The sequence below is a fragment of the Massilicoli timonensis genome (genome assembly GCF_900199515.1).
Taxonomy (GTDB): domain Bacteria; phylum Bacillota_I; class Bacilli_A; order Erysipelotrichales; family Erysipelotrichaceae; genus Massilicoli; species Massilicoli timonensis.
This window is the reverse complement of sequence record NZ_LT963434.1, coordinates 1947658-1968133: the sequence shown is the minus strand read 5'-3', so window position 1 is coordinate 1968133 and position 20476 is coordinate 1947658. Positions and strand designations below refer to the sequence as shown.

Annotated in this window: 20 protein-coding genes and 1 pseudogene; 6 read left to right on the top strand and 15 right to left on the bottom strand. The window is 36.8% G+C overall.

Translation table 11 applies throughout. The annotated features are described in order from the left end of the window. Positions 1 to 22: 22 nt before the first annotated feature. Complete coding sequence (locus C1712_RS11870) at positions 23 to 604, bottom strand: TetR/AcrR family transcriptional regulator (RefSeq protein ID WP_180963149.1); 582 nt, start codon at positions 602 to 604, stop codon at positions 23 to 25. A 175-nt stretch (positions 605 to 779) separates the two neighbouring features. On the opposite strand from C1712_RS11870, the gene nrdI reads away from it, so the two are divergent. Continuing rightward, positions 780 to 1133 (top strand): class Ib ribonucleoside-diphosphate reductase assembly flavoprotein NrdI, encoded by a 354-nt coding sequence (nrdI, locus tag C1712_RS11865; protein ID WP_102269460.1) that lies wholly within the window; start codon positions 780 to 782, stop codon positions 1131 to 1133. A gap of 202 nt (positions 1134 to 1335) precedes the next feature. Beyond that, a pseudogene (locus tag C1712_RS13295) lies at positions 1336 to 1689 on the top strand (DUF3793 family protein); the annotation flags it as partial. A gap of 138 nt (positions 1690 to 1827) precedes the next feature. Here the strand turns inward: C1712_RS13295 and C1712_RS11855 are convergent. The 13 genes from C1712_RS11855 to C1712_RS11795 form a co-directional block, all read right to left on the bottom strand. After that, positions 1828 to 2187, bottom strand: coding sequence for a hypothetical protein (locus C1712_RS11855; protein WP_102269457.1), 360 nt, complete (start codon positions 2185 to 2187; stop codon positions 1828 to 1830). After that, the gene (locus tag C1712_RS11850) at positions 2180 to 2506 is read right to left on the bottom strand and encodes a DUF6809 family protein (protein ID WP_102269455.1); all 327 of its coding nucleotides are present in this window, start codon (positions 2504 to 2506) and stop codon (positions 2180 to 2182) included. Before C1712_RS11850 ends, C1712_RS11855 begins: the two co-directional genes overlap by 8 nt. Continuing rightward, complete coding sequence (locus C1712_RS11845) at positions 2503 to 2733, bottom strand: helix-turn-helix transcriptional regulator (RefSeq protein ID WP_102269453.1); 231 nt, start codon at positions 2731 to 2733, stop codon at positions 2503 to 2505. Before C1712_RS11845 ends, C1712_RS11850 begins: the two co-directional genes overlap by 4 nt. 89 nt (positions 2734 to 2822) lie before the next feature. Beyond that, positions 2823 to 3371 carry a helix-turn-helix domain-containing protein gene (locus C1712_RS11840; protein WP_102269451.1) on the bottom strand — a complete coding sequence of 183 codons (549 nt, stop codon included), beginning with the start codon at positions 3369 to 3371 and terminating at the stop codon, positions 2823 to 2825. Continuing rightward, entirely contained in the window at positions 3368 to 3634 is a 267-nt protein-coding gene (locus C1712_RS11835) for a helix-turn-helix domain-containing protein (RefSeq protein ID WP_102269449.1), read from the bottom strand. Before C1712_RS11835 ends, C1712_RS11840 begins: the two co-directional genes overlap by 4 nt. A 127-nt stretch (positions 3635 to 3761) precedes the next feature. Further along, positions 3762 to 4763 (bottom strand): class I SAM-dependent methyltransferase, encoded by a 1002-nt coding sequence (locus tag C1712_RS11830; protein WP_102269447.1) that lies wholly within the window; start codon positions 4761 to 4763, stop codon positions 3762 to 3764. 76 nt (positions 4764 to 4839) lie between these two features. Continuing rightward, the gene (locus tag C1712_RS11825) at positions 4840 to 5463 is read right to left on the bottom strand and encodes a TetR/AcrR family transcriptional regulator (protein ID WP_102269445.1); all 624 of its coding nucleotides are present in this window, start codon (positions 5461 to 5463) and stop codon (positions 4840 to 4842) included. A 199-nt stretch (positions 5464 to 5662) separates the two neighbouring features. Continuing rightward, on the bottom strand, positions 5663 to 7396 hold the full coding sequence (locus C1712_RS11820) for an ABC transporter ATP-binding protein (protein WP_102269443.1): 1734 nt from the start codon (positions 7394 to 7396) through the stop codon (positions 5663 to 5665). A 1-nt stretch (position 7397) separates the two neighbouring features. Further along, a complete protein-coding gene (locus tag C1712_RS11815) occupies positions 7398 to 9215 on the bottom strand; it encodes an ABC transporter ATP-binding protein (RefSeq protein WP_102269441.1) in 1818 nt (605 codons plus the stop codon). A 125-nt stretch (positions 9216 to 9340) separates the two neighbouring features. After that, the gene (locus C1712_RS11810) at positions 9341 to 10285 is read right to left on the bottom strand and encodes a helix-turn-helix domain-containing protein (protein WP_102269439.1); all 945 of its coding nucleotides are present in this window, start codon (positions 10283 to 10285) and stop codon (positions 9341 to 9343) included. A gap of 118 nt (positions 10286 to 10403) precedes the next feature. After that, complete coding sequence (locus C1712_RS11805) at positions 10404 to 12134, bottom strand: ABC transporter ATP-binding protein (protein ID WP_102269437.1); 1731 nt, start codon at positions 12132 to 12134, stop codon at positions 10404 to 10406. Further along, a complete protein-coding gene (locus C1712_RS11800) occupies positions 12131 to 13876 on the bottom strand; it encodes an ABC transporter ATP-binding protein (RefSeq protein ID WP_102269435.1) in 1746 nt (581 codons plus the stop codon). Before C1712_RS11800 ends, C1712_RS11805 begins: the two co-directional genes overlap by 4 nt. 153 nt (positions 13877 to 14029) lie before the next feature. After that, positions 14030 to 14641, bottom strand: a complete 612-nt coding sequence (locus C1712_RS11795) for a TetR/AcrR family transcriptional regulator (RefSeq protein WP_102269433.1) — start codon at positions 14639 to 14641, stop codon at positions 14030 to 14032. Positions 14642 to 14851: 210 nt separating this feature from the next. Between C1712_RS11795 and C1712_RS11790 the strand changes: the two genes are divergently transcribed. The 4 genes from C1712_RS11790 to C1712_RS11775 all read left to right on the top strand — a co-directional run bounded on the left by C1712_RS11790 (position 14852) and on the right by C1712_RS11775 (position 19945). Next, the gene (locus C1712_RS11790) at positions 14852 to 15469 is read left to right on the top strand and encodes a TetR/AcrR family transcriptional regulator (protein WP_102269431.1); all 618 of its coding nucleotides are present in this window, start codon (positions 14852 to 14854) and stop codon (positions 15467 to 15469) included. Between the two features lie 66 nt (positions 15470 to 15535). Beyond that, positions 15536 to 17308, top strand: coding sequence for an ABC transporter ATP-binding protein (locus C1712_RS11785; RefSeq protein WP_102269429.1), 1773 nt, complete (start codon positions 15536 to 15538; stop codon positions 17306 to 17308). Beyond that, entirely contained in the window at positions 17280 to 19025 is a 1746-nt protein-coding gene (locus tag C1712_RS11780) for an ABC transporter ATP-binding protein (protein ID WP_102269427.1), read from the top strand. The genes C1712_RS11785 and C1712_RS11780 overlap by 29 nt, the downstream gene beginning before the upstream one ends. A gap of 89 nt (positions 19026 to 19114) precedes the next feature. After that, a complete protein-coding gene (locus tag C1712_RS11775; protein ID WP_102269425.1) occupies positions 19115 to 19945 on the top strand; it encodes a class I SAM-dependent methyltransferase in 831 nt (276 codons plus the stop codon). 82 nt (positions 19946 to 20027) lie between these two features. Here C1712_RS11775 and C1712_RS12815 read toward each other — a convergent pair whose 3' ends face one another. Further along, entirely contained in the window at positions 20028 to 20471 is a 444-nt protein-coding gene (locus C1712_RS12815; protein WP_219718871.1) for a hypothetical protein, read from the bottom strand. Between the last annotated feature and the right edge of the window lie 5 nt (positions 20472 to 20476).

Sequence of the window (20476 nt, the reverse complement as noted above, 5' to 3'; positions counted from 1 at the left end):
TTAAAATTTTTTGAGTGATTTCTCACTCAAAAATATGATTACAGACTCCTTCAGCCTGCCAAAGCAGTATTGTCGGATAATGCTCACCTAATATATGTCGCTGAGAAACACTCATTAGCAAGCTGCCCAATGCATCCATTGCTAAATCCTCTGAAACCGCTAGATTTCCGTACATATTGAAGAATTTTTTATATAACGTTTTCTCTGAAATACGCTGTTCTTCTTTATCGACATCCGGAATCATCTCCATAACATATAAGGCATCTTCCGTCCAGAAACGCTCCATACCACTTCTATCCAAGGCGTCACAGCCGGCAATAATAGAATTCCTTAATCGTTCAGCAGGATTTATATTACCTGAGGCAAAAAGTTCATTCATGGCAGATTCGTAAACCTTACCATGCAGACTACGTAAAAGGGAATAAAATAAATGCTCCTTTGTTGGATAAAACTTATAAAATGCCCCTATAGAGATTCCCGCCTGATTAGAAAGCTCACGTACAGTAATCTTTTTTACACTTTTTTGCTTAACTAGAGCAAGCGCAGATTCTTCTAATTTCAGTTGGATATTCAGCTGTTCTTCATGAGTAAAAGCTACTGGCATAATTCCTCCTATGAACATTTTTTAGTTTTGTTCATAGGAACAGTATAACACTCTTGATTAACTCTGTCAATATATTATAAATTACTCTAGAATCCTCTATTGACAAAATAGTTAGCTCATGCTAACATTTATCTATGAAGTAGTTAGTTTAGACTAACCGAAAGGAGAATCAACTATGAAAATTGCTTATGCTTCAAGAACAGGAAATGTAGAATCCATTGTACAGGCATTAGGAGCTGATGCTTTAAGAATTGACACAGGAAACGAAACAATAGATGAGCCTTATGTTTTGTTTACCTATACAGACGGATATGGTGATGTTCCAATGGAAGTGGAAACTTTCCTTTTGGCTAATTCTATGAATCTAAAAGGCGTTGTTGTTTCAGGTGATCAGGGCTATGGAGAAGCTTACTGTCTAGCAGGAGATAAAATTGCAGAAACATATGATGTTGAATGTCTGTACAAGGTAGAAAACAACGGTACAGATGAAGATATTGCAGCAATAAATGACATTCTGTCCAAAATGTGATTTACCAAAGGATGAAGTCGAATTTGAAGAGCCGTTAGCTTTGTACTGTGGTCTGGTTCTAAAAAAGGTTAAAATTGCAAATATGTTTCATGTTTCTGATAAACAATTTAACAATGTAAGGGAATTGGTACAACGTTATCAAAACATACTGTTTCATCATGGTGTGCATATTTATCTTTTTTAGGAAGGCTGTCAAAGACTTACAATCTATGTCTATCATAAGGAGGCATTAAAACTCAGACTTTCACAATCAGAAGTTCATTCTTTTTTAAATGTTCTTGATTATCCAGCCAAAGATTTGGCAACCATTTTCAGACATTTAAATAAAAGATTATGTGAAAGCTGCAGCTATCCTCATGAAATTGGTATATTTTTGGGATATCCTTTAGCAGATGTGAAAGGATTCATAAAAAAAGAAACCTGCTTGCTATGCAGATGCTGGAAAGTATATTCGAATCCTAAACGTGCGCAAGAATTATTTAAGCTTTATGCTCGCTCACGCGATGAATTGCTAAATGGTGTTTACGAAGGAAAACGCATAGAATGCTTAATATAAAAGACTATAAAAGTGTTGATGTTGTATCATCAAATTACTTCATAGTCTTTTTTATATGAAATTATTATCTATTGTACTAATGGTAAATAACAGTATCATTTTGAATAATAAAAGAATTTCATAGTATCATCTATAAAGTTACCATCTGTTTTTTACCATCATATAAAGTTTTTGATAGAATTCCTCATTAGACTGTTTATTCAAAATAAGTCCGATCATGAGCCCATCCAAAAAACCATATGTTCTATAAATAAAATTCATGCTCTGCCATGTATCATCATAACTGTTTAATAGTTTCTCTATTTTATCTTCAAATCGTATACCTTTAGCTTTTTCTTTAATGCAAGCCTTCTGTTCCTCTAATTTGTTATCAATTTCTAGATATTCCTGACTTTTCAGCATATAATCATCATTTTGAAGATAAACCAATGCCTCCATATAGATTTTCATGATCTTATCAATATCTGAATCATTGCAAGCAGTGTCTTTTCTACTCATTGCTTATATCTCCCCTTTTCTTCCACTTTTTATTAAATTCTTTTTCCTTTTCCATGACACTCAGCAATAACGATACTCCATAACAGAAGCCGTTTTCAAATTCATATGGATCAGAATAAGAAAGCAGATCCATATAGATATCCTCAAACTCATGCAGCAGTCCATGCTGCTCTGATGGAAGCAGTTTTTTCATCTTCTCTATCATTTCAGTTAGACGATCTATCTTTGTTTTATAATCCACTTTCTCATAGCAATCCAGCCTTTCATATAGTTCTGCCCTTAAGTACATTTCTATGATTTCTTCATTTGATTGTCTCATAAATTATCCACCAGATCTTTCATCTTTACATTCAATGCAAAAGACAGCTTACACATGAGTGTAAGGGTTGGATTCTGTTTTCCATTCTCAATAAGTACAATGGAGTTCCTATGCAGATGTGATTTCTCTGCCAGTTCCGCCTGTGTCAGATATTGCTTAGTTCTGTAATTCTTTACTTGTTCACCAAATAGAGTTAGAATCACGCTATTATCTAAATTATCTTCCATATATTACATTCACCTCCAAATTCATTATGTCGTGCATAATTGAATATGTCAGTATAGAACAAACAAAAAATGATGTTCAAATTTGAACATCAAAATCTACGCAAATTTTCAGGAACCTCCAGCATATCCAATAGTGTTTCTATATCAATATCCATTACTGTCATTATGCCTTTTAGTAATTCAGGCGTAACTTTTGAGCGACCATATTCAAAGTTGTTAATATAGTTTCTCTGAATGCCCATTTCCATTGCCAGCAGGTTTTGACTAATTTTGCGAGATTTTCTGAATTTCTTAATCATTCTAATGATCTTTTGTCTGTCAATCATTCTGCATAGATTGTCATTAAGCATTTGATCAATTTTCCATTCAGTTATTTCTTCATTATAAAGCTGTTGATAAACGCTAGAAAAAAATATATGCATACTGATACCATAAACTGATAAAATACTTTCCAGCACTCCAATCGTAGGATTACGCTCTCCTCTTTCCACCTTTGTATAGCTGTCGCGGTCTATATGTGCCATTTTACAAAAATCTGCAACAGACCACCCGTTTTGTTCCCTGTTGCTGACAAGAAGTCTTGATAATGTCTTCAGATGAATATGATCATGATCAGACAACGTTGATTTCACTCTCATGAAAGCATTTCACCTGTTTCCAATGAATACAGGATAGCTGTAAATCTCTGATCAAACAAATCACTGATATTTTTCTTCATACATTCCATCAGATGTATATACATTAGAAATGTTCCTTCAGAAAGACCGTCTTCCAGTTTCTTTAAATGCTTCGCATCCATGCCAGCAAATGCTGCCATCTTATTGATAGTCCATTTCTTTTCTTCCCTGTATTCTCTTATTCTTTTTCCTGCTGCCTGTGCAGTCAAACTGATCTTCGCCATGACTTTCGACCCCTTTCTATAAGTTCATTTTATCGCGTATCTTAAAAGAAGTCAGTGATAACATTTTTAGTTTTTAAAAAAAGAACAGGCGGATTATAATCTCACTTGTTCTTTATAAATTCATTGTTTATTTTCTTAAGATATCAATATCCTGTATTCCGGAACATAACAATTCCGTGCGTTTTTCACAATTCGTAAATCCTATACGTTTAGCGGATTCACTAACCTCATTCTTTAGAACACCCATATCCATTCCTTGCATATAATACGGAAGATATCCCATGACCATATCCCAAGGTGAAGTATGATCTTTTGCGATTGCTTCCGAAATAACCAGCATGACTCCTCCAGGATTCAAAGCATCATAGCACTTTTTCAAAAATACATCCATGTTTCCTTTTGCAAACAATGCTACAGATACTGCAAGAATTAGATCATAACCTTTTCCAATATCATCTGTAAGAAAATTCCCATTGATGACTTCTATTCTATCGGATAGTTCCATCTGATTTGCTGATTCTTCTATGATGGAAGCAGGCATCAGATCAATAAATGTTCCTTGGCGCTTTTCATCATCCTTTACTACCGACATTCCAAGAAGACCGGTTCCGCATCCTAAATCCAGAATACTGTTTATTGTTTTATTTTCAGGCAACGAACGGACAATATCCAGCAGTTCCTTCTGGCGATATCCTTCCTGAGCCTGACGCATCATTGCACCCATTGCTGCAAAATCCAATGACTGATCATTAGTCTGCTGCTGCATAGGCTGAGGTCCTTCCGTTACAAGCTTGACGATATCAAATGGCATGGATCCTTCATTCATGATGTAATATTGGATAAAGCTTCCCAAATATTCCGGTTTGCCTTTGACAAGATAGGTTTCTGCCTCATCGCTGTTTCTGAACATCTCGTCGTTCTTCACTACAAATCCTATTGAAGTCAGCCCTTCCAAAAAATAAGCAGTATTGCTTTCATTCCACCCTAGCTTGGCAGCCAGATCCTTTGCACTGATATCTGCACTTAAATGTGAATATACATCCAGCTGCAAGGATGCAGTCACTACCTTTGTATAAAGCGGTAGGAAAGATAACTGAGCTAACTGATCAAATACACTTTTTTTATTCATTTGTGATTCTCCTTTCTTCTTTAGTTAGATATGGCTAACTAACAATTTTATAATTAGACGGTACTGCTTCATACCGTCAAATTATCCTATAGTTGTTGCTTTTCTGCATCAAGGTTAAAATGCCGGCTTCATAGACTCTGGCTACTTCACTCATGCTGCGAATCATTTTCTCACGATCTGTTTCCTCTATGATAATCCTTTTTAAAATGGAAAAGTAGCCGCTCATCAGCAGTTCCATAGTATCCAATGAAATCAAATTTAATTTATTTTTTGAATGTCTGGAGGACTCATCAATATTCTCTGTATTGGAACGCTGAAGAGATTCAAAAAAATTCTCATACTTAGTTCCCTGAGAACATTCAAGAATCAAAAGCATCTCATCGTGATGTGCAAGGAGATATTCTGCTATCTCCGGTATTCTTTTGATATAGACATCACACATCTTAAAAATTCTTTCTTCTTCTGCAATGCTGTTCATTTCACCAAGTACACGATGAAGAACATCCATAAAGCCTTTCGCTGCATCATCCGTCAGCGCATAGAAAAGTTCTTCCTTATTAGCATAATATCCATAAAAAGCTCCCGTCGTCACTCCGACCTTGGCTACTATTTTTCTTAATGGTGCACTTTTAAATCCATATTTTAAAAAATATTCTTTCCCACAGGAAAGAATACGTTCCTGTGTATCAGATTTTTCCACAACATATCACCGCCATAACTAAGTTATATAACTTAGTTATATTATATCCTTGTACATGATAATGTCAAGCATAAAGATAATAATCAAGAAAACCACATCTTTCTAATCATAGCTAAACATGTTCAAATTTGAACATGTTTATAAACAAAAAAAACACACATACATTAATGTTCCTGACTTATGTATGTGCATTCTTAATTTAAACTGTCCAGCCTAAACTTTCCTGCTGAATATGATACAGCTTATAATATAAACCATTCTTTTTCATAAGTTCACTATGTGTTCCACTCTCAACAAGTTTTCCGTTATCCAAAACTAGAATTTGGTCAGCGTCAGCAACGGTTCTTAAACGGTGGGCAATTATAATGACAGTTTTATTTTCAACTAATTTTGCAATGGCTTTCTGTACGAACACTTCATTTTCCGGATCTAAGGACGCTGTTGCTTCGTCTAAAAGAATGATTGGCGAATCTTTTAGCAAGGCACGAGCAATAGAAATCCTTTGACGTTCTCCGCCAGAAAGTGTACTTCCATTTTCGCCCAACAAGGTATTGTAGCCGTCAAGCATATTACGAACAAATTCGTCACAATAAGCCGCTTTAGCCGCCGCAAATACCTGTTCTTTAGTTGCGTTTGGATTTCCCATTTGAATATTGTTAAATATTGTATCATTGAACAAAGTAACATCTTGAAAAACGAATGACATTTTCTGCATAAGATTTTCTGGATTTATTGATTTAATATCTTTATTCCCAATGGTTATAGTCCCTTTTTGTATATCCCAAAATCTTGCAATTAATTTGGCAATCGTACTTTTCCCGCTTCCAGAAGTCCCAACCAAAGCTGTAACATAGCCTTGCGGGATTTTGCATGAAACATCATGGATAACTTCTTCTTCATTATAAGCAAAAGAAACATGGTTCAATTCAATATCATAGTTTTTTGGTGTTTCCTTTTTGCCACTCATCACAGAAGTTGTTAAAAGTGTTCTCATTCTTTCTGTAACTACATTTAGATTTAATAATGTAGTTAGCTGTGATAATATAGCCAGAATCGGACCATAAATTTTTGTCACGATTAAGAAAAACATCAACATAGGTAACAATTCAATCTGTCCGTCAAGCAACAATAAAGTCCCTACAAAGATTGTTATGCCTACACCAGCTTGCAAAATCATGCTTGCGCTGGACATAAAAACTCCGACTGCCATTTCAACTTTGACTGCAATTTTTTTCATAGTCAGAAGTGCTTTATTTAATGTTGAAAATTGAGAGCCACTTAAATTACAGGATTTAATGATTTTCATTCCTTCTAAGTATTCCTGTACCTGACTTGAAGCCTGTAATTTAGCGTCAACTTGTCGTTCAAATAATTTTTGCTGATACTTTCTGCTGAGCCATATAATCAAAAATGCAAATGGCATAGTTATGAACACACAAATAGCTAAACGCCAATCAAAAAAAGCAAGCAAGATACAAGTAATAGTTGCAGAAATTATGTTTGCAATAAGAGGTGGTATGGTACTGCTTAGCATGGACTCCATACTACTACAATCGGACATCATATTGGTTGTTAATTCTGATAAATCCTTTGTATTAAAGAAACTCATAGGAAGCTTTCTAAGATGTTCTGCAATACGAAGTCTAGTAACATTTGACTCTTTATATGACGCTATATATGTTTTTCTATAATCATTTTTCGCCGCAAAAAAGACTAAAATTGCCGAAATGACACCAGCTCCCCATAGCAACCAAATATGTCCCCATTCAAGCTCTTTCCCAACAAACGGATTTAACAATTCGCTGAAAATCATTACTGTTATGCAAAATGGAAGCAACATTGTTATATTAGTTAATGTACAAGCGAAGATTGCCTTTTTCAAATCAGAATATCCTTTATCAGATAAAAATAACGCTTCTTTTAATTTTTTCATATTACAGCACCGCCTTTCCAATGATTTTCCAGTCTATTGCTTCTGTGTAGTGTTGCCACATTTGGAAATAACGTCCATTTCTCTGTATTAAACTATCGTGATTTCCACATTCAATTAAATGCCCTTTTTCCATTACAAGAATTTTGTCAGCATTACGGATTGTTGATAAACGGTGTGCAATAATGATAACTGTTTTATTCTGCATGAGCTTTTCAAAAGCCTTTTGTATCAAGTATTCGTTCTCTGGATCGCTGAACGCCGTTGCTTCGTCCAATACGATGATAGGGGCGTCTTTAATAATTGCCCTTGCAATAGCAATTCTTTGACGCTCTCCACCAGAGAGATGTATACCTTTTGTACCTATCACAGTATCATAGCCGTTAGGCAGCTTCATAATAAAATCATGGCATTGAGCCGCTTTTGACGCTTGAATAATCTGCTCTTTTGTTGCATTAGGATTTCCCATACCAATATTGTCATATATGCTCTGCTTAAACAGGAAAATATCCTGAAATACAAAACTGACATGTTTCATTAAATCATTCATAGCTATATCTCTAATATCCACATTACCTATTTTAATGCTACCAGTAGTGACATCCCAAAATCTGGAAATCAAATTTGCTATTGTACTTTTTCCACCGCCAGATGGACCGACAATCGCTGTAATTTCTCCCTGCTTAGCCTTAAAAGAAACATTCTGAATTGCCAAGTCGTTTTCCTTTCCAGTATAAGAAAAGCTCACCTTATCAAAAACAATATCATTGTTTTCTGGCTTTTTAGGATTTTCAGTTTCTGGTAATACGGGAATATTAAATATCTCATCCATTCTTGCTACATTACCATTTATTTGCATAAATGACTCTGACACATACATGATTTTGTTTAATACTCCCGCAACGGCAGGTACAAATAGCAAATAAAAAACAAAAGTCATCAAAAAAGTTTTAAAGTCTGATGTATTAGAACCTATAAGTATACCTACTGGAATTAACACAAGATAGATGTTATTGATAATAGTTGTAAATGCAGGCATACAGTTCTGCCACCCCAACGAAAATTTTAATACCCATTGTGTGTATTCAGTGATTGCATGTTTCAATCTTTCAAACGAATTAGCTGTTTGATTAAATGCTTTTACCACAGGCATACCACGCACATATTCAACAGAAGCATTATTCATATCTTCCAGTGCAACTTGATATTTTTCCATATTTTCTTTCATGGCTCCGCTACCATAGCCCATGAACTGTACAATAAAAGCTAATATAATTCCTACTAAAGAAGCCAAACCAAAACGCCAGTCTATCGCAAACAGTAAAATAACCATAACAACAGGTGCGGTTACGGAAGCGACAAAATCAGGAAACTGGTGTGCAATAAAACCCTCAACACTTTCTATATTATCGTCCATTATCTTTCTGAATCGTCCACTACCGATAGTTAAATGATAACCTAAAGGTATTTTCGTGATGTGTTCAGAAAATTTTATTTTCAATTCATATAGTGTTCCAAAAGCCGCAATATGAGAACAGAAGATAGCCAAAAAGTATAGTAATATATTAGCTATTATGCCTCCTAAAGCAAGCCAGCCATATCCCATAACTTCACTCATATTTAATCCGTCTAAATCAGGATAGACTTGAATAATGGAAACGATGATAAAATAAACTGCTATATAAGGAACAAATGAAGCGACAGACGCTAATGATGAAAGAATTGCTGATAAAAAGACTAATCCTTTCTTGTTTGAAGCCAGTTCCAAACAGCGAGCTAAACCAGTTTTTGGTTTTTGTTGTTTTGGCGATTTTTTTGCCATAAGTATAATCCCTCCTAAATAAAAATGATGTAGTTAGTCATAGCTAACATACACCATTTTAATTACTTTCCATATTTCTTTCTACCCCATAACTATATATATCGCCTTAAAATAGCCCAAAAATGCTAATTATTTTGTTTTCGATAATCTTTTGGCAATATATCATATACTGAATGGAACGCTATTGAAAATTTGCTTGCGTTATTATACCCCAAGCTTAAAGCAATATCATTTATTTTTCTGTCGGTATTTTTTAGCTCATTAGCGGCGATATTCATTTTGTACTTTTTTATATAAGCATACGGAGTATCGCCATATATTTGAGTAAAAACCTTGTGGAATAAAGATAAATTAAAATCCTTTTCAGCAGTTAATTGCCTTAATGAAACTTTTTCGTCTAAATGTTCTATCATATGATTGTGTATTTCCTTTGCCTTCTGTATATACTTCTTGTCATAGTACTGAAATGACTGATTCTCATCATGTGAAAACTTATTGATACGAAACAAGAATTCTATCGCCTTTATGCGAAAATATGAAATATCATTTATATCCTTTGCTTCATAAATTTCCGAAAATATATGTCCAAGTTCTTTTCCTGCATGACATAGGTATCCATTCTCGTCAAGTCTAAGATGCTCACTAATTTTGTTTATATTCAGATCAAATGAATCTAAAAGCTGAATGGAATTGCAGCTTAGTGACTGTATGTCGATGACTAAGCTAAATGCAAAGCACTTTTTCAATGGAAAAGAAAAGAATGAAGGCAGATATTTTGTTCCCATAACAGCAAAAGATCCTTCAGAAAGGTAAAACACTTGATGATTGGAAAACTCGCATTCATAGCGTCCGCTATAGCAGCATACAATTGAAATGATATTTGGATTAAATTGCTGAGAAGGCATGATATCTTCAGTATCAAAATCCAGAAAACAAAGGGAAATCCCATCAAAGAGCTGATAGGTTGACACAATTCCCTTTCCGCTACAGCCATATTCTATAACCGCATAATCTTTTCCTTGTTTAATGATCTTTGCCTTATTTCCATACCATGATTCATTTAATTTCATTTCAATATCCACCCCTGAAGTTAGTTAATTCTAACCAAAATACTACCACATACATAATATATGTACAATAGAAAAATCACACACCCTTTTTGATAGGCATGTGACTTTATATATATGATTATAACTTCCAAGAACCAGTTTCATTTTTCTGTTCAACAAACTTTTTATATAACCCATCTTCCTTTATCAGCTGCTGATGTGTTCCCTGCTGAACGATTTGACCATTATTGATTACTATAATCTTTGATGCATGTTTCACTGTTTTCAAGCGGTGAGCTATCATGATAACTGTCTTATCCTTCATCAGTTCTTCCATCGCCCTTTGCAGCTTATCCTCGTTTTCCGGATCCACATTAGCTGTCGCTTCATCAAAGATAATGATTGGCGCATCTTTTAAAATGGCTCTGGCAATAGAAATTCTTTGTTTTTCACCACCTGATAACGAAGATCCGCCCTCACCAATGACTGTCTGATAGCCTTCTGGCAACGATTCAATAAATTCATCACAGCATGCTTTCTGGGCAGCCAGTTTCACATCTTCTAAAGTTGCTTCTGGTCTGCCGAATTTAATGTTGTTTTCTATCGTATCATTAAACAGATAAACATTCTGAAAGACCATGCTGAGCTGATCCATCAACGATTCCAGTGTATAGTCCCTGATATCATGTCCGCCAATAGAAATACTTCCCTGATTGACATCCCAGAATCTGGAAATCAGATGACACAATGTCGTCTTTCCGCTTCCGCTAGGTCCGACAATAGCCAATGAAGAATGGTGCGGAATTGTCAGCTGAACATGGTGAAGAATTTCTCTCTTGTCATAGGAAAAGCTGACATCGTTAAATACAATTTCCTGATTCTCAGGCTTGATTTCTTTTCCATGTTCATCAAGTATCGGAGTTTCATCTACCTTATTGGCATGATCAATGGAGCTTCCTGCCAGTCTTAAAATTGCCAGACCGCTGCCTGCAGATTGAATCTGTGCAAATATCAGAAATGATACAATAATCATCATCAGACAGTAAGTCAAAGACATTGTCTGATTCCAGTAAAACTGTATCGCCGCAAGGATAATCAGAATACTAAACAGTTTTAAGACTATTTCCTGAGCAATCGTATATGGTGTGAATAGTCTTTCCATTGCCAGATTGCTGGCACGATTATTTTCAATTGCTTCATCTATATTCTGATGATTGTTTTCTGAAAGATTAAATGAGCGAACAATAAACATTCCTTTGATATTCTCTAAAACCGCCTCTACCAGCTTTGCTGTTGATCTTTGGCGTTTTGGAGCAATCATGCTGGATTTCTTTTCCATTTTGGAAGTGATGAAAAAATAACAGATCGTTCCCAGCAGAACAATAAAGCCGATACGATAATCAAAGAAAAAGATATACATGATAAAGATCAGTGCATTGATGATGCCAGTCAGGGTAATGACCAGTACCATTGGAACGGTTGTTTCTACTTCCTGCAAAACGGTTGTCGCAATCCCGGTAATTTCTCCTAGGCTGTTCTCATTGAAAAATCCCATTGGAATTGTCTTCAAGCGATTTCCTATGTCAATTCTTTTCCATGCCGACATGTAGTATCCTGCATGTGTCTGATGAAGCTGAGTTGAATAGTTGCAGGCAATTCGTCCTACTATGCTCAACAGAACCATGAAGAATGTCATGAATATATAACGAACATCATGACTTTCATTGACAACTGCCTCTACCGCAAAGAAAATGGCACCAATCATGAACATATGAAAGATAGCATAGAAAATACCGATAATAATAGATTTTTTTATGTGTTTCTGCTCAACGCCAGCAAAATCCCATATTTTCTTTAAAACCTTAATCATAATGCTTCCTCCCTTGTTCCTATATGTGCCTGCCACATCTGCTTATATAATGCATTGTTTTCAAGCAGTTCTTCATGTCTGCCAATGGCTTCTATCCTTCCTTCATTTACCACAACGATCTTTGATGCCTCCGTAATCGTTGACAGACGATGTGCCACGACAATCAGCGTCTTATCCTTGACCAAAGAAGATACTGCCTTTTGCACGATTGCTTCATTTTCCGGATCGATATAGGCCGTTGCTTCGTCCAATATGATGATCGGTGCATCCTTCAGCATCGCTCTTGCGATAGCAATTCTCTGTCGTTCTCCTCCTGATAAATGTGTTCCGCTGCTGCCGCAGATTGTCTGGTATCCATTTTCCAGCGACTGAATAAACTCATGACAGCCTGCCTTCTTAGCAGCTTCCATGACTTCAGCGTCATCTGCATCAGGATTTCCCATTCTTATGTTTTCCATGATTGCATCATTAAACAGATAGTTGTCCTGTGATACATAGGCGATCATCTGATTCAGCTGAGAAAGCGGAATCTGCTTAAGAGAATGATTTCCAATCGTAATATCTCCCTTTTCAACGTCCCAGAAGCCTGCAATTAGCTTGGTAATCGTTGATTTTCCACTGCCGCTCGGTCCAACAAATGCACAGACCTCATTTGGCAGAATATTGAGATTAATATGATGAAGAACCTCCTGACCTTCATGATAGCCAAAGGATACATCTTTCATTGTGATAGCTGTATCTTCAAACTGAACGGGTATATTGCCATGATCCTGTTCCGGAGCATAAATCAGACCTTCCACAAGATCCACGATTGTTCCTACCACTGCCAGACTGTCTGTAAAGGACATTGCCGCAATCAAAGGATCGATGATTCCGAATGCAAGAATCATAATCACAATAAAGCTTTCAACGGAAAGACTTCCGTTCATGACAAACCATAATCCAAACGGAAGAACCGTAATCATTGTTGAAGGCGTTACTATACGGCTTGCAGACGAAGGAAGCTGACAACTTTTCATCCACTGATAAAAATATTCAGCATTGGCCTTTACCGCATCCGCATATTTCTGATAAGAATTCTTGCCCTGATTAAATGCCTTGATGACTTCAATGCCATTGATATATTCTACAATGGCGGTATTCATCTTCTGTGCAGTTTCAACGGAGCCCTGATATTTTTTCGCATAATCCTTCATCATAAAAGACATGAAGAATAATCCGATCGGCAGCGAAATCAAAGTAATGAGTGCCATACGCCAGTCAAGAATCAATAGATAAACAAAGACAAAGAGCGGCGCCAACACATTGCTGGTCATTTCAGGCAAAAGATGTGCTAAAGGAGTTTCCATGCTTTCTACCTGATCGACAATGAGCTGCTTCATCTGCCCGCTTGATACATCCAGCAGATTTCCCATCGGTACTCTGGTAAGCTTATGCATACATTGAATACGGATGTTTTTCATAATCGAGAATGCTGCCTGATGTGACTTTGACAATGCCAGCGTATACAGTACCGCCTTGATAACATATCCTGCTAATGCAATAGCACACCATGTCAGATAAAAGCTGAAATTCTGATTGCCATGAAGCAGTCCGATGATCATCTGTGCTGCACTGTAATAAGCAGCCATGCTGCAGGTTACGCCAACCACAGCCAGTACGATTGCCAATATAAGTTTTCCATGTTCTTCCTTCCCCATATCCCATAGACGAAGGAGAGGGGATTTTTTCTTTGTTTCCATAACTTCTCCCTTCTGTTAGTTTTAGCTAACTCATCATTTTAAATAAATGAGTTCCTGTGAACCCTTATCACTATTATTTGTATTGTCTATTCCTATCATCTCACTTTCAGAAGTTAGTTTTAGCTAACCAAATTCTTTAAAAGAAAGAGTTCCTTAGAACTCCGCATCATAAACAGTCGCATATCCGGCGTTATAAAATGCTCTCAGTCTTGTAATATACTGATAAGCTTTTTCCCTGTCCATCTTATGATGGACGATTTCAAAAAAGCCGTTGAAAAAAGCTGTATTGACAATATGCATAAATTCTTCATCAACACGCTGTTTTGGCTGCATGACATCCAGATATTCCAGTGAGCCCTTCGTTTCTATATCAATCAGGGTATTCATGAAACGATCCTTCTGCGCTTCATCCGCCTGACATAACAGCAGCTGAAATTCATCAAAGTGTTCATAGATATAATTCAGCAGCATTTTCTGTCCGTTCTCGCTGTATTCCAGCATATAGTCATAATCATCATAGGATTCCATCTGCCAGAACTGTTCCTGAATCTTCGTAAACATCTCTATATATTCATCTCCAACAGGCTGAATGATAGCATCAAAAAGTCCCTGCTTATCTTTAAATCTTGTGTAAATTGAACTTGTGCTGGTATCTGCTTCTCTGGCAATCACTCGAAGCGATGCATCACGAAATCCCTTAGACAGAAACTCCTTTTTTGCGGCGTCCAGGATTTTCTCATAAACGCCTTCCTTTCTCTTTGGCATGGCTCACCTCCAAACTTTTAAAACACTGTTACGTAACACTGTTTTAAATATAAAACATCTTTTTCCTTTTGTCAATTGATTCAGGAAATTTTTGACTTCAAAATTTATTGAAAATTTAAAAATATCAGTAAATGATTGACAACTGCATACAATAAGATATAATGATAATGTAATTATCGATAATTAAGTTATCAGTAAAGGAGTGGTCATTTGTCAAAAAGAGATACTACACTGGATCCTAAAATTTTAGACAGTGCCAAGCAGGAGTTTCTGAAGGAAGGTTTCCTGAATGCCTCTTTAAAATCCATATGCGGAAATGCTGAAGTCACAACCGGAGCTTTATATAAAAGATATAAAGGCAAAGAGGAATTGTTTCTTGCTGTCGTTCAGCCTCTGCTGGATGACTTAAATGAGATCATCAATCAAAAAAAGCTGACTGATCCCGATACCGTATCTGATGAAGCACTAATCAGAAGCTGGGATATGGATGAAAGCTATATGCTCTGGTGGTTTGAATTTCTATATCAGAGAAAGGAATGCTTTAAGCTTCTTCTATGCAGAAGCGAAGGCTCAAAATTTTCAACCTTCAGCCATGACTGGGTACAGAAAATGTCTGATTACACATATGAATACTACAAGGAAGCCTATCGAAGACATCTGACGGAGGTACAGGTTTCCCGCAGAGAAATGCACGTACTTCTATCTGCCTTCTGGGAAACCATTTATGAACCTTTCGTTCATGATTTCAGCTGGGAAGAAATCATAAGATACAATCAGCTTGTCTGCAATCTGTTTGACTGGTATAAGGTTTTAGGATTTAAACATTAGCTCTCTATCGGGAGCTAAAAAAATTAACTGTTAGTTAGCTTAGACTAACACGCAAGGAGGATATCTATGTTTAAAAAAGTCTTTCAATACGCTCATGAATATAAAAAGAAAACATATCAATCCATCATAGTATTGATTATTGCTGTTGTTTTCAGCATTATTCCTTATTTTATGATTTACCGACTGATCAATCCGCTGCTCAATCGACAGGACATTTCCATGTCTTACTGCCTGCTTCATATCGCCGTCATCGTCTTATGTATGATCATGCACGGCATCTTATATGTGAAAGGACTGGCATTATCCCACGAAAGCGCCTATCATACCTTGAAGAATATCCGTACCTATCTGCAGGACTGTCTTGAAAAACTTCCTTTAGGTGTTATTCAGGAAAAAGGAAACGGTGTTCTCAAAAAAATGTTCATTGATGACATCGACAGCATTGAACTGCTGCTTGCTCATGCAGTTCCGGAAGGAATTGCAAATGTTTCCATACCGGTTATTATTCTAATTGCAATGTTCTTTATTGACTGGAAGCTGGCTCTTTTATCCCTATGCTCGCTGCCTTTCGGCATCATTTCTATGATGATCATGTATCGTGTAGGCATGAAGGAAATGGCAAATTATTATGCCTCTGCCGGCAAAATGAACAATACCATCATTGAATATGTTCAGGGAATGGAAGTCGTCAAGGTTTTTAATCATGATGCAGCTTCTTATAAGCGATTAAAGGATGATGTCACAGCCTATCGTGATTTCACCTTAAAATGGTATCAGGCATCATGGCCATGGATGGCTCTTTACAGCAGCATTTTGCCATGCATTGCCTTGTTCGCATTGCCGATTGGATCTTATCTGGTTTTACAGGGATATAGTACGCTGACAGACTTTATTCTTATCTTGTGCTTATCCTTTGGCATGGGAGTTCCTATTTTGAAAGCACTGAATTTCATGTCCACCTTTCCTCAGCTCAACTATAAAATCGAATCATTGGAAAAGCTCATGGCAAGTGAACCTTTGAAACAAAACAGCAAGGCTTTTATGGGAGAAGATTTCTCTATCAAATATGATCATGTCTGCTTTAGCTATGACAAAGACGAGGTGATCCATGACGTGTCACTTAATATTCCACAGGGACAGATGGTTGCCTTTGTCGGAGAATCAGGTTCAGGAAAAAGTACCTTAGCTAAGCTGCTTGTCCATTTCTATGATGTACAAAGTGGAAAAATCAGCATAGGCGGACAGAATATCTGTGATATGAGCATCGAACAGTTAAATAAACAGATTTCTTATGTTTCACAGGAACAGTTTCTATTCAACACAACACTAAAGGAAAATATCCGATATGGAAATCTGGAGGCTACCGATGAAGAAGTTCTTCAGGCAGCTAAGCAGGCACAGTGCAATGACTTTCTATCACGTCTTGAAAAAGGAATTGATACGCCTGCCGGAGATGGAGGAAAGCAATTGTCCGGAGGTGAAAGACAGAGAATTTCACTGGCCAGAGCAATCCTAAAAGATGCACCAATCATTATTCTAGATGAAGCGACTGCTTTCATTGACAGCGAAAACGAAGACAAGATGAACAAGGCTATTTCACAGATTATTCAGAATAAGACAGTTCTCATCATCGCACACCGCCTGCCTTCCATTGTCAATGCTGATCAGATTATCGTTATGAAAAAAGGAAAGATTGACGGTATTGGAAAGCATGAGGATTTATTAAAGAATAATGCCGAATATCAGAAGCTATGGAACGCTGCAACGGCTTCTCATACTTGGAAAATCAAAACAAAGGAGGTAAACTCTTATGCTGAAACTGCTATCCAGAATCATTAAAATTTCTGGCAAATATAAATCACGTATTCAGATTGCATTTATCTTTGCTTTTCTGAAATCAATGCTGTCAAAAGCACCTCTATGCATTGCATTCCTTGTTTTCATGGAATTTTATAATCAGACGATGACCGTAGAAAAATGCTGGCTATATGGTTTGGCACTGCTTATCAGCGTTCTGCTGGAAACACTATGTCAGTATATTTCCGATCGTCTGCAGAGTGCTTCCGGCTATTACATTTTTTCAGATATGCGCATTCGTTTAGGAAATCATCTTAGAAAGATGCCGATGGGCTACTTTACCGAAGGCAATTTGGGAAAAATCAGTTCTGTCCTGTCAACGGATATGGTATTTATTGAAGAAAACTGCATGACTGTCGTCGCGAATACCATGAATTATATCTTCTCGCAGTTCATCATGATAGCCTTTCTATTCTACCTTAACCCCTATATCGGAATGCTATCCCTGCTTATTATTCTCTGTCTGGTCTATATAGGACATCTGCTTGATAAAAAAGCATTATACCATTCTGACATCCGTCAGCAGCAAAGTGAACAGCTGACCAATGCGGTTCTGGATTTCACAGAAGGTATAGGCATCATCAAAACCTATAATCTGATGGGAAGACAGTCAAAACAGCTTACAGATAATTTTGATCACACTATGAAGGTTGCGCTAGATTTTGAATATGCTGTTGCACCTTATACTCGACTGTTGAATATTGCCTTTGGAGTTGGATCCAGTATCATGCTGCTGCTGGCATTCATACTCTATAAACAGTCCATGTTAGACGTTCCTTATCTGATTGGCATGATACTCTTCGTATTTGATCTTTACGCTCCTACAAAAGCACTTTATAGTGAAAGTTCTCGTTTTACGGTAATGAGCAGCTGTCTGGATCGCATCGAAGATGTTTTCCGTGAAAGCGAACTGAATGATAGCGGAAAAGAGGAGTTTCCTGTTTCTTCTGAATATGAAATTGAAATGAAGGATGTCAGCTTTGCCTATGGAAAGAAGGAAGTGCTGCATCATGTAAACTTTCATCTAAAAAAAGGTGAAATGCTGGCATTGGCTGGGCCAAGCGGTTCTGGAAAAAGCACCATTGCTTCCCTTCTGACACGATTCTGGGATGTTTCGCAAGGGGAAGTCTGCATTCATGGCAGAAATGTCAAGGATGTTCAGCTGGCAAGCTTGATGAATCAGATCTCCATGGTATTCCAGAGAGTGTATCTTTTTCATGATACCATTTACAATAATATTGCCATGGCAAAACCTGATGCGACAAAAGAAGAAGTGATTGAAGCAGCTAAAAAAGCTCGCTGCTATGACTTTATCATGGAACTGGAAAATGGCTTTGATACCCTTATTGGAGAAGGCGGAGCCAGTCTATCAGGCGGTGAAAAGCAGCGCATATCCATAGCCCGCTGTATTCTAAAAGATTCGCCAATTATCATTCTGGATGAAGCAACCGCTAATGTTGATGCTGATAATGAAAGCTACATTCAGGAAGCCATCATGGAACTATGCAAGGGAAAAACACTGATTGTAATTGCTCACCGATTGCATACTATTGAGAAAGCCAATCAAATACTTGTCATTGATCAGGGAAGCATTGTACAGTCAGGCACTCATGAAGAACTTCTGAAAGAGAAGGGATTATACCAGAAACTGGTGAATAGGAGTGAATCAGTCTATAAACTTACCAATCAGCCAGGCTAATGCAGCTTGGCTTTTTATCTATGAAAAGGGATTCTCATCTGATATAATAGTTATACAAGGCTAACCAAAAAAGGAGGCGAATATAATAAATGAATAAAATACATATTGAAAAGAATTCGGTTCAGGAAACTCTGATCGTACCTCTGTTTGGAAGAAAAATGTGTGCTGAGAAATTTCCTGAATTATATACCGATACATCTGCAAAAGCATTCTGTGAAAAGCTGGATTATGATTTTAGCGAGCTGGAAAAGAAGCAGGATACCTTTTTCTACGAGTTTGGTGCATTGGAAGCAGCTATGCGACAGCTAGATATGATGTGGGAAATAAAGAATTATCTCAAAAAGCACCCTAATGCAACCGTTGTAAACTTAGGCTGTGGATTGGATCAGACCGGACTTGCATGTGATAACGGTACATGCCATATTGTCAACATTGATTTTCCTGACATTATTAAGATTCGTAATCTTTGGATGCCAGTACATGAAAGAGAAGAGAATATCGTGGCAGATATAAGAAATGATTCATGGATGGATCAGATAGATGGAAGCAGGGGAATCATTCTGTTTGCTTCAGGTGTCTTTCATTATTTTAAAACAGAAGAAGTCAAAGCACTGGTTTTAAGACTCTCACAGCATTATCCGAACGGTTGTCTGATTTTTGATACAGTAGGAAAAACAGGACTCAGGCTCATGATGAGTAAAATTCTTAAAAACATGGGAATACAGGATGTGAAAGGCTATTTCTGTGTTTCTGATCCACTTAAAGAATTAAACTGGTCGGATACAATCAACGTGAGCTCAAAAGGATATATGCTGGGCTATTATGACATGAAAAGTCCAGGCATCCATCCATCTCATCGTCTGCTTGCAAGACTGGGGGATAGAATGATGAAGATGTCAATTATAAAGATGGAGTTTTAAAACATCTATGCTTAAAGCAGAAAAAAATGAAACGTTCTCAATTCTATAAAAAGAATCGTTTCATTTTTTTATCTTTAATTGTTTATTTTTCCCTTTTCAAAATGTATTCGCTGACTTTTCTAGCATATTCATCAAGTTGTATCATCAAGGCCAGATGTCCACCATGCAGATTGGTAATAAGCGTTGGGTTAGTCATGATACTAACCAGTGAATCCTTACATGCCTGATTGAATGTATGATCGTCTTCCGATAGGATCAGCAGAACTCTGTCATCAAATTTTCTGAAATCATTCTCCGTCATGCCAAAATGATTCTGAGCATCGACCAGAAAATCAATCATATGATATTCATAAGATTTATCTAACAGTTTCATCATGACATTGCACAGATTTTTCATCTGCATTTTTTCTTGTTGTGTGAAGCCATCCGTTTTCTTTTTCAATACTGCCCATTTTATCAGCCATTTATACAAAGCAAAAGGTATGAAAGATAAGAGTTTTTTAGCTTTCTTCTGCCCTTCTATCATATTTA